Below are 8,859 nucleotides of genomic sequence, written 5' to 3'. Positions count from 1 at the left end.
GCCCGGGGGTCGCGGGTCTCCGCGGCCGTCGCGGCGGCGGCGGGGGCCCCTTCAGCGCGGGGCCGCCCCCGACCCCCCGCACCCCCCCCCCCCGCCGGCAGGGTCACCGGTGCGGGGGTGACGCACGGGCTCCCCTCCGCGCCCGCCGGCACCGCCGCCATCCGGTTCCACCTTGCACAGCGCGCACAGCCCGTGATGTGTCACACACGATGGCGGTACTGTGGTCTACCAGCGGCGATGCGCGGCGGCGGTTTCCGTGGACCAGTGTCTCAGCGGGCCAGGGCGGCGAGCCCCGAGCGCAGCAGCGGCTCGACGGCGGCGCCGACCGCCCCGAAGCCCTGCCCCACCGTCTGGCCGTGGATGTAGCGGTAGTGGATGCCCTCGGAGATCACGGCGAGCTTGAAGCAGGCCAGCGCGACGTAGAAGCCGATCGAGGACAGGTCCCGGCCGCTGCGCTCGGCGTAGCGGGCCACGACCTCGTCCGGCGCGGGGAACCCGGGCGCGGCCGCCGCGTCGCGCGCGCCGGGCACCGGGGCGCCGCGCCCCATGTAGACCAGGAGCAGCGCCAGGTCGGTCAGCGGGTCGCCGAGCGTCGCCATCTCCCAGTCGAGGACGGCGGCGATCCGGTCGCGGGAGTCGACGAGCAGGTTGTCGAGCCGGTAGTCGCCGTGCACGATCGCGTGCGCCGACTCCGCCGGCAGGTTCGCCTCCAGGAGCGCGTGCAGCTCGCCGGCGGCGGGCAGCTCGCGGCTGAAGGACGCGTCGAGCTGCTTCTTCCAGCGCCGGACCTGGCGGGCGAGGAAGCCCTCGGGGCGGCCGAATCCGGCCAGGCCGGCCGACGCGGGGTCGACGCCGTGCAGGTCGACGAGGGTGTCGATCATCCGGTCGGCGATCCGCGCCACGCGCGCGGGGCCGAGCGGCGCCAGCTCGGCGGCGCTGCGGTACGGGGTGCCCTCGACCATCTCCATGACGTAGAAGGGCGCGCCGATCACGTCCGGGTCCTCGCACAGGGCGTAGGTCGCGGGGACGGGCACGGCGGTGCCGGCCAGCGCCGTCATCACCCGGTACTCGCGGGCCATGTCGTGGGCGGTCGCGAGGACGTGGCCGAGCGGCGGCCGCCGCACGATCCAGGAGCCGCGCCCGTCGCTCACCTCGTAGGTGAGGTTGGACCGCCCGCCGTCGACCAACCGGGCGCGCAGCGGCCGGCCGGCGCCCGGCCGGATCCGCTCGAAGTACGCGCCGAAGCGGTCCAGCGCCAGGCCGGGGACATCGCTCTCCTCGAATGCCCGCACTGTGCCTCCTCCGCCGTCCAAAGCCTTGTACCGTCCGGTCGGTATGGCGCAGGATGCCGGGGAAGCACGCCGGCCGGCGCGCAGGGCGGGGTTCCGGCTCACGCCGCCCCCCGGGCAGGTATCCGCACGTAGAGGAGACCATACCGACTGGTCGGTTTTCAATGGCGGAAGTTATTGCCATTCCTGCTGCACGGGTTTAACGTGACCGCACGGTTGACGGCGAAGGCAGCTTCGCCGCACTGGTCAGGACCGGTTCTCGGGGGAGAACAGCGCCCGGAGGAGTCCCTGCATGTCCGTTTCCCCGTCCACTGACGCCGGCGCCGCCGAGGGCGCCGCCGCACCGGGCCTCGCCGCCCGGCTGTGGCGCCGCGACCTTCCGCACTACCCCGAGACGGGGCGCCGCTACGGCTATCTCGCGATCGTGGTCGTCACCACGATCGTCCTGTACTACCTGCTCTACATCCAGTACGCCGTCGCGACGTCGATCATGTCGCACTTCTCGATGTCGTTCGCCTACTTCATCCTGCTGTCGGTGATCGGCAACGCGATCGGCGCGTTCGCGTCGCTGCTGGCCGGGCTCGCCGACCGGTGGGGCCGCGCGAACCTCGTCGTGTACGGGCTGCTGATCGCGGGCCTGCTGGTGCTGGTGCTGCCGCACTCGCCGGGCAAGCACACCTTCCTGGTGCTGTTCGCGGTGCTCAGCTTCATCGAGGGCATCGTCCTCGTCGCGACCCCGGCGCTGATCCGCGACTTCTCGCCGCAGCTCGGCCGGGCCACCGCGATGGGCTTCTGGACGATGGGCCCGGTGCTCGGCAGCCTCGTCGTCACCACCGTCACCAGCGCGACCCTCGACACCTCCAGCTGGCAGGACGAGCTGCGCTACTCCGGCTACACCGCGCTCGTGGTGTTCGTCATCGCGCTGTTCGGGCTGCGCGAGCTGTCGCCGGCGCTGCGCGACCAGCTCATGGTCAGCATGCGCGACCGCGCGCTGATCGAGGCGCGCGCCAAGGGGCTGGACACCGACCGGCAGACCTCCGGCCACTGGCGGCAGATGATGCGGCTGGACGTCGTCGGGTCCGCCTTCGCGATCAGCGTCTACCTGCTGCTGTACTACGCGGCCGTCGGCAACTTCGTCATCTACTTCTCCGCCACCTTCGGCTACAGCGAGCAGCGCACCAACGGGCTCGCCAACTGGTACTGGGCGGCCAACGCGATCGCGCTGGTCGTGGCGGGGCTGCTGTCGGACCGGCTCCGCGTCCGCAAGCCGCTGATGCTCGTCGGCGGCATCGGCTCGGTCGCGGCCACCGCGTACTTCGCGCAGCTGGCCGTCCACGCCGACACCGGCTACTACACCTTCGCCTGGCTGTTCATCGCGATCGGCGTGTTCGGCGGCCTGGCCTACGCGCCGTGGATGGCGGGCTTCACCGAGACCGTCGAGAAGCACAACCCGGCGGCGACGGCGACCGGCCTCGCGGTGTGGGGCTGGATCCTGCGGCTCGTCGTGGCGGGTTCGGCGGCCTTCGTCCCGGTGGTGGTGACGTCGGTGACGCCGCTCGTGGAGCACGGGCACGAGGTGCAGGTCGCCTCCAAGGAGGCGGCGCCGGCGCTAGCGATCGTGAACCAGCATCAGCAGCTGTTCGCCGAGCTGGGCAAGTACCCGGCGGGCCAGGCCCCGGCGGAGCTGCAGGCCCGTGCCGCCAAGGAGGTGGGCCTGCCCGGCCTCGCCACCGTGCAGAAGGCGCAGCCGCAGCTGGCGGTGCTGAAGGAGCACGGCGCCGAGGTGCAGAAGGCCTCGGAGGACGGCCCCGGCCAGTGGCGGACGTGGTGGTACGTCTGCCTGGGCGGCCAGATCGTCTTCCTCCCGTTCATCTTCATCATGACGGGGCGCTGGAGCCCGAAGCGGGCCCGCGAGGACGCCGAGGCGCACCGGCAGGCGATCGAGAAGGAGCTGGCGGCCCTCGGCAAGGACTGACCGCCGCACCACCGCAGGACCGCAGGACCGCACCACCGCAGGACCATCGTGGATCACGAGCCCCCGGCCGGGCCCTCCCCCCGGCCGGGGGCTCGTCGCGTCCCGCCCCGGAAGATACTTAGCTTGGCAAACATATAAGCCTGTGATACACCGGAATATATGGATTCGCCGTCCCCTGCCGGTGAGCTGGAGCTGGCCGCCGGGCTCGGGCGCGTGTACTCGCTGATGCGCTCGCTGTCCCAGCCCCGCGACCTGTCGATGACGACCGTGTCGACGCTGGCCACCCTGGAGCGCTTCGGCCCCCGCCGGGTGACCGAGCTGGCCGCGTTCGAGGGCGTCACCCAGCCCGCGATGACCCAGCTGGTGTCGCGGCTGGAACGGGAGGGGATGGCGGAGCGCCGCGCGCTGCCCGGCGACCGCCGGGTCGTCGCGGTGCACCTCACCGGAACGGGACGCGCCGAACTGGCGCGGCGGCGCGCGGCGCAGGCCGAGCGCCTGGCCGAGCTGCTCGCCGGGCTGCCCCCCGCCGACCGGGAGGCGATCGCCGCCGCGCTGCCGGCCCTGGACCGGCTGACCGGCGCCGCCCTCGGCGTCCCCGACACCACGAACGGCAGAGAGCAGGTATGAAACCAGTCACCGACGAAGGGGCGGCCTCGCAGAGCCTCTTCCGCCAGCCGAAGGCCGTCTGGGCCGTCGCGTTCGCCTGCGTCATCTCGTTCATGGGCATCGGGCTCGTCGACCCGATCCTGCCCGCGATCTCGGACGACCTGAACGCCTCGCCCAGCCAGGTCACGCTGCTGTTCACCAGTTACCTGGTGGTGACGGCGGTCGCGATGCTGGTCACGGGCGCCGTGTCCAGCCGCATCGGCGCCAAGCGCACGCTGATCGCGGGCCTGGCGCTGATCGTGGTGTTCAGCGCGCTCGCCGGGACGTCCGGCAGCATCGGCGGGATCATCGGCTTCCGCGCCGGCTGGGGCCTCGGCAACGCGCTGTTCATCGCCACCTCCCTCGCCGTCATCGTGTCGTCGGCGAGCGGCGGGCTCGGCGGCGCGATCATCGCCTACGAGTCCGCGCTCGGGCTCGGCATCGCGGTCGGGCCGCTGCTCGGCGGCGTGCTCGGCGACATCAGCTGGCGCGGCCCGTTCTACGGCGTCGCCGCGCTGATGGCGCTCGCGCTGCTGGCCACGGCCGTGCTGGTGCGGCCGCAGCCGAAACCGGCGCGCACGACCTCCGTCCTCGACCCGATCAGGGCGCTCCGGCACCGCGGGCTGCTGGTCATGAGCCTGACCGCGCTCTGCTACAACTGGGGCTTCTTCACCGTCCTCGGGTACGCGCCGTTCCCGATGCGGCTGAGCGCCATGCGGCTGGGCCTGGTGTTCACCGGGTGGGGCCTGCTCGTCGCGGTGTTCGCCGTGTTCGGCGCGCCTTGGCTGCAGCGCCGGTTCGGGCTGGCCCGCACCCTGTACGGCAATATGGCGCTGTTCGCGGTGAACGTGCTGGTGATCGCCGTCTTCGTGAACTCGCAGGCGGTGCTGATCGTCGCCGTGATCGTCGCGGGCGTCTTCATCGGCGTGAACAACACGCTGACCACGCAGGCCGTCATGATGGTCTCGCCGGTGGAGCGCCCGGTGGCGTCGGCCGCGTACGGATTCGTCCGGTTCATCGGCGGCGGCCTCGCCCCCTACGCGGCGGGACGGCTCGTCGAGCACACCAACATCCACGTCCCGTTCGCCATCGGGTCGGGCGTCATCGTCGCCGGCATCGCGATCCTGACGCTGGGGCACCGTGACCTCGCGAACGCGGAGCGCGGCCAGGCCGAGGTGGACGCGCACGCCGGCCGGGGCGACGCGGACGCGGAGGTCACCGAGGCGGCGGAGACCGGCTCCGGATCCGGCTCGTAGCGGGTCCGGCCAGTACGCACCCGAGCGCGAAAAGGCCGTGTGCCTTTCTGCGCGCGGGTGCGTAGCCGTCGCGGCGCGGCGGGCGTTAGATCGGCGCTATGAAGATCGCCGCGCGGGCGGCGATGATCGTGGCGCTGGTCGCCGCGCTCACCGCCCACCCCCTGCCCGCCCGGGCGTCCGAGGACGCCCCAGGAACGACGAAGCACACCATCGCGATGGGCGACTGGGACCGCCCCTACCTCCTGCACGTCCCACCCGGCGCCGAGGCCGGGAAGCCGCTGCCACTGATCGTGACCCTGCACGGCGGCCTGAACGACCCCGAGTACGTCCGGCGGCAGAGCGGGCTCGACGAGGTCGCCGATCGGCAGGGCTACGCCGTCGCCTATCCCGAGGGGTTCCTCGGGACGTGGAACGCCGGGGCCTGCTGCTCGTTCGCCCGCTGGGCGGGCATCGACGACATGGCCTTCCTCGACGCGCTGATCGGCACGCTGGTGGAGCAGGGCGTCGCCGACCCGCGCCGGGTGTTCATGACCGGCTTCTCCAACGGCGGCGGCATGGCCTACCGGTACGCGTGCCAGCGCGCGGAGCGGCTCGCCGGGATCGCCGTGGTGTCGGGCGCGCTCGCCATCGGCTGCACGCCGTCGAAGCCGGTGTCGGTGCTGGCGTTCCACGGGACGCTCGACCCGTCCGTCCCCTACACCGGCGGCGGGAACATGGACGCGGACGTCCATTTCCCGTTCATCGCCGTCCAGGTGGTCATGGAGTTCTGGCGCTGGGTGGACGGGCTCGGCGCGCTGTCGTGGCCGGTCCCGGGCGGCCCGGAGGGCTGCGTCGGCACCGGGCCGGGGACGCTCCTGGTCGCGCTGTGCACCGAGCAGGGCGGCGGGCACGAGTGGCCGTCCTACGCCAGCGCGATGATCGGCCGGTTCTTCGCCGCGCGGCCGTCCCTGCCGGCGGGCTGACGAACCGGAGGGCGGGCGGCGCGGGGGACGCCGCCCGCCCCGGGTCCGGGCGGCCGCTCGGGCCGGTCGGCCGGCGGGGTCGGCCGGCGGGGTCGGCCGGCGGGGTCAGCCGGCGGGGTCAGCCGGCGGGGTCAGCCGGCGGGGTCAGCCGGTGAGGCTCCGCGGCCGGATGTCCTTCCAGTTGGCCGTGACGTAGCCGATGCAGTCCGACCGCGACTCGGGCCCGAAGACCGTCGTCCATCCGGCGGGGACGTCGGCGAAGGCCGGCCACAGGGAGTGCTGCCCCTCGGCGTTGACGAGGACTCGGAACTCCGCGTCCGCGTCGTCGAACGGATTGGTCATCGGGCCTCCTGAACGATGCGGGCGGAGCGTCCGGCGATGGACCGGACGATCTCCCCGGTGCGGACCGCGGTCATGGACAGCAGCGACGACGCGATCCCGTGGCTGTGCTCGGTCGCGCCCTGCAGGTAGACGCCCCACGCGCGGCCGGGACGGGTGGCGATGCGGTAGTCGCGCTCGACGACGGGGCGCCCGTCCGGTCCGGCGAGGCAGTCGCCGCCCGCCTCGCCGAGCAGGTCGAAGGGGTCGCGCTCGCGGTAGCCGGTGGCGTAGACGAGGGCGTCGGCGTCCAGGTCGGCGGCCTCGCCGGTGGGCAGGAAGCCGACCGTGACCCGCACTCCCCCGGCGCCGTCCCGGACGTCCAGCAGGCGGGAGGCGTTGAGGATGCGGAGCCGTTCGGCGCCCGCGACCTTCTCGGCGTAGGCGCGCCGGTACAGCTCGTCGATGAGGTCGAGGTCCACCACGGAGTAGTTGGTGTTGCGCGAGTACTCGAACAGCATCCGCTTCACGTCGCCGGGCGCCGCGTAGTAGTGGTCGACGGCCGCCGGGTCGAAGATGCGGTTGGCGAACGAGCTGTCGTCGGCGGGCGAGTACCCGTACCGGGCGAAGACCGCGCAGACCTCGGTCTCCGGGAACGTGCGGTGCAGGTACTCGACGGCTTCGGCGGCGCTCTGCCCCGCACCGACGACGACGAGCCGGCGCGGGTTCCAGCCCGCGCGCTCGTCCAGCCGGGTGAGCAGGTCCTCGGTGTGCCAGATGCGTTCACCCGCCCGGACGCCCTCGGGCAGGGTCGGTTCGAGGCCCACGCCGATGACGACGTCGCGGGCGAGGTGCGTCTCCAGCCGGTCGTCCCGGCGCACCACGACTTCGAGGGTCTCGTCGTCGCGGGGCCGGAGCGCGACGACCTCCGCCGCGTAGCGGACGCGGTCGGCGAACGCGGCCGCCGTCCATTCGAGGTAGTCGTGGAACTCCACCCGCGTCGGGAACATCGTCTTGTGGTTGACGAAGTCGACCAGCCGGCCGCGGGCGTGCAGGTAGGCGAGGAAGGAGAACCGGCTGGCGGGGTTGCGCAGCGACACCAGGTCCTTCAGGAAGTGGACCTGCATGGTGGCGCCGTCGATCAGCATTCCCCGGTGCCATCCGAACTCCGGCTGCTTCTCGAAGAACACCGCGTCCACGCCGCCGCCGTCCTGCTCGCGCAGCTCGTCGAGCGCGACGGCGAGCGCGAGGTTGGACGGCCCGAAGCCGATCCCGATGACGTCGTGGACGCGGGGCTCCATGCGCTCCTCCGGCATCAGGCGGACTTCGCCTTGCCCGCCGCTTCGGCGATCTTCGGGACGACGTTGTCGACGATGTACGGGACGGCGAGCGGGGTGGGCGTGCGCAGCGGCCAGAACGACTTCAGGTCGAGCGGCACGTAGGAGCCGCGCTTGACGACGGCGAGGTCGGCGAACAGCTTGTAGCCCTCGATCTTCTTCTGCGTGGCCGGGTCGTCGTTGTAGTGGCTGAGCAGGACGTCCACGTCCAGCACGCCGACCTTCTCCATGCTCAGCTCGGCGGCGAACCCGTCGCCGGGGAGCTTCGCGAGCCGCTCCGGCAGCACCATGCCGAACTGCTCCAGCAGCTTCACGCTGGTGTCGTCCTTGGACTTCATCACGCCGATGTTGCCGTTGGGGAAGACGCTGGTGAACGCGAAGCCCTTGCCCTGCAGGGCCGGGTACTGGGTCTTCACACCGGCGATCTTCGCGTCGACGTCGCCGACGAGCTTCTTACCGTCGGCCTCCCTGCCGACGGCCTTGGCGGTCTGCAGCGCGATCTGCTGCCAGGCGTCCTCGGCCGGGCCGGTCTGGTAGGCGACCGTCGGCGCCAGCTTGGAGAGCTTGTCGTACTCCTTGTCGATGTAGAAGTCGCCGCCCGCGAGGATCAGGTCGGGGCGCAGCGCCGCGATCTCCTCCAGGTTGAACCCGGCCTCGCCCGCCTTGAGCAGCTCGGGCTTCTCGCCGGTCAGCTTCGGCGCGGTCCAGGGGGCCAGGCCGTCGGGCTGCACCCCGGTCAGCTCGGCCATGCCGACGGGCGTGATGCCGAGCGCGAGGAGGGTGTCCTGGTCGACCTCGCCGAGCGCCACGATGCGCTTCGGCGCGGACTCGATCTTCGCGGTGCCGAGCTTGTGGGTGATCGTGACCGGGAACGCCCCGGCGGCCGTGCCGCCGGCTGGGCCGGCGGGCTCGTCGTCGCCGCCGCACGCCGCGACCGTGCCGACGCTCAGGACGAGCGCGGCGGTCGCGGCGAGGCGCCGCATCATGGTGCGCATAGAGGACCGGTGTCCTTCCGGGTTCTTCGGGGGTAACTGATCAAGGATCTTAGGTTAGCCTCACCTAACCATGCAATGGGTG

Annotated in this window: 8 protein-coding genes; 4 read left to right on the top strand and 4 right to left on the bottom strand. The window is 72.4% G+C overall.

Going from position 1 to position 8,859, the window contains the following annotated elements:
* Positions 1-269: 269 nt before the first annotated feature.
* Complete coding sequence (locus ABZ806_RS37975) at positions 270-1,292, bottom strand: phosphotransferase family protein (RefSeq protein WP_500223198.1); 1,023 nt, start codon at positions 1,290-1,292, stop codon at positions 270-272.
* A 289-nt stretch (positions 1,293-1,581) separates the two neighbouring features.
* Here ABZ806_RS37975 and ABZ806_RS37970 point away from each other — a divergent pair, with 289 nt between their 5' ends.
* The 4 genes from ABZ806_RS37970 (at position 1,582) to ABZ806_RS37955 (ending at position 6,127) form a co-directional block, all read left to right on the top strand.
* Entirely contained in the window at positions 1,582-3,264 is a 1,683-nt protein-coding gene (locus tag ABZ806_RS37970) for an MFS transporter (RefSeq protein ID WP_500223197.1), read from the top strand.
* Between the two features lie 159 nt (positions 3,265-3,423).
* Positions 3,424-3,891: a MarR family winged helix-turn-helix transcriptional regulator gene (locus ABZ806_RS37965; protein WP_500223196.1), complete on the top strand. Its 468-nt coding sequence runs from the start codon at positions 3,424-3,426 to the stop codon at positions 3,889-3,891.
* Positions 3,888-5,165 (top strand): MFS transporter, encoded by a 1,278-nt coding sequence (locus tag ABZ806_RS37960; protein WP_500223195.1) that lies wholly within the window; start codon positions 3,888-3,890, stop codon positions 5,163-5,165. Before ABZ806_RS37965 ends, ABZ806_RS37960 begins: the two co-directional genes overlap by 4 nt.
* Positions 5,166-5,263: 98 nt before the next feature.
* A complete protein-coding gene (locus ABZ806_RS37955) occupies positions 5,264-6,127 on the top strand; it encodes a CE1 family esterase (RefSeq protein ID WP_500223194.1) in 864 nt (287 codons plus the stop codon).
* Positions 6,128-6,271: 144 nt separating this feature from the next.
* Here the strand turns inward: ABZ806_RS37955 and ABZ806_RS37950 are convergent, their stop codons facing one another.
* The 3 genes from ABZ806_RS37950 to ABZ806_RS37940 are packed head-to-tail and all read right to left on the bottom strand — an operon-like array spanning position 6,272 to position 8,777.
* Entirely contained in the window at positions 6,272-6,469 is a 198-nt protein-coding gene (locus ABZ806_RS37950; protein WP_500223193.1) for an MbtH family protein, read from the bottom strand.
* The gene (locus tag ABZ806_RS37945) at positions 6,466-7,761 is read right to left on the bottom strand and encodes a lysine N(6)-hydroxylase/L-ornithine N(5)-oxygenase family protein (protein WP_500223192.1); all 1,296 of its coding nucleotides are present in this window, start codon (positions 7,759-7,761) and stop codon (positions 6,466-6,468) included. Before ABZ806_RS37945 ends, ABZ806_RS37950 begins: the two co-directional genes overlap by 4 nt.
* On the bottom strand, positions 7,761-8,777 hold the full coding sequence (locus ABZ806_RS37940) for an iron-siderophore ABC transporter substrate-binding protein (protein ID WP_500223191.1): 1,017 nt from the start codon (positions 8,775-8,777) through the stop codon (positions 7,761-7,763). Before ABZ806_RS37940 ends, ABZ806_RS37945 begins: the two co-directional genes overlap by 1 nt.
* Positions 8,778-8,859 lie beyond the last annotated feature (82 nt).

It is taken from the genome of Spirillospora sp. NPDC047418 (assembly GCF_040643275.1).
Lineage (GTDB): Bacteria > Actinomycetota > Actinomycetes > Streptosporangiales > Streptosporangiaceae > Spirillospora.
The sequence above is the reverse complement of the archived record's forward strand: the minus strand, read 5'-3'. Positions and strand labels throughout refer to the sequence as shown.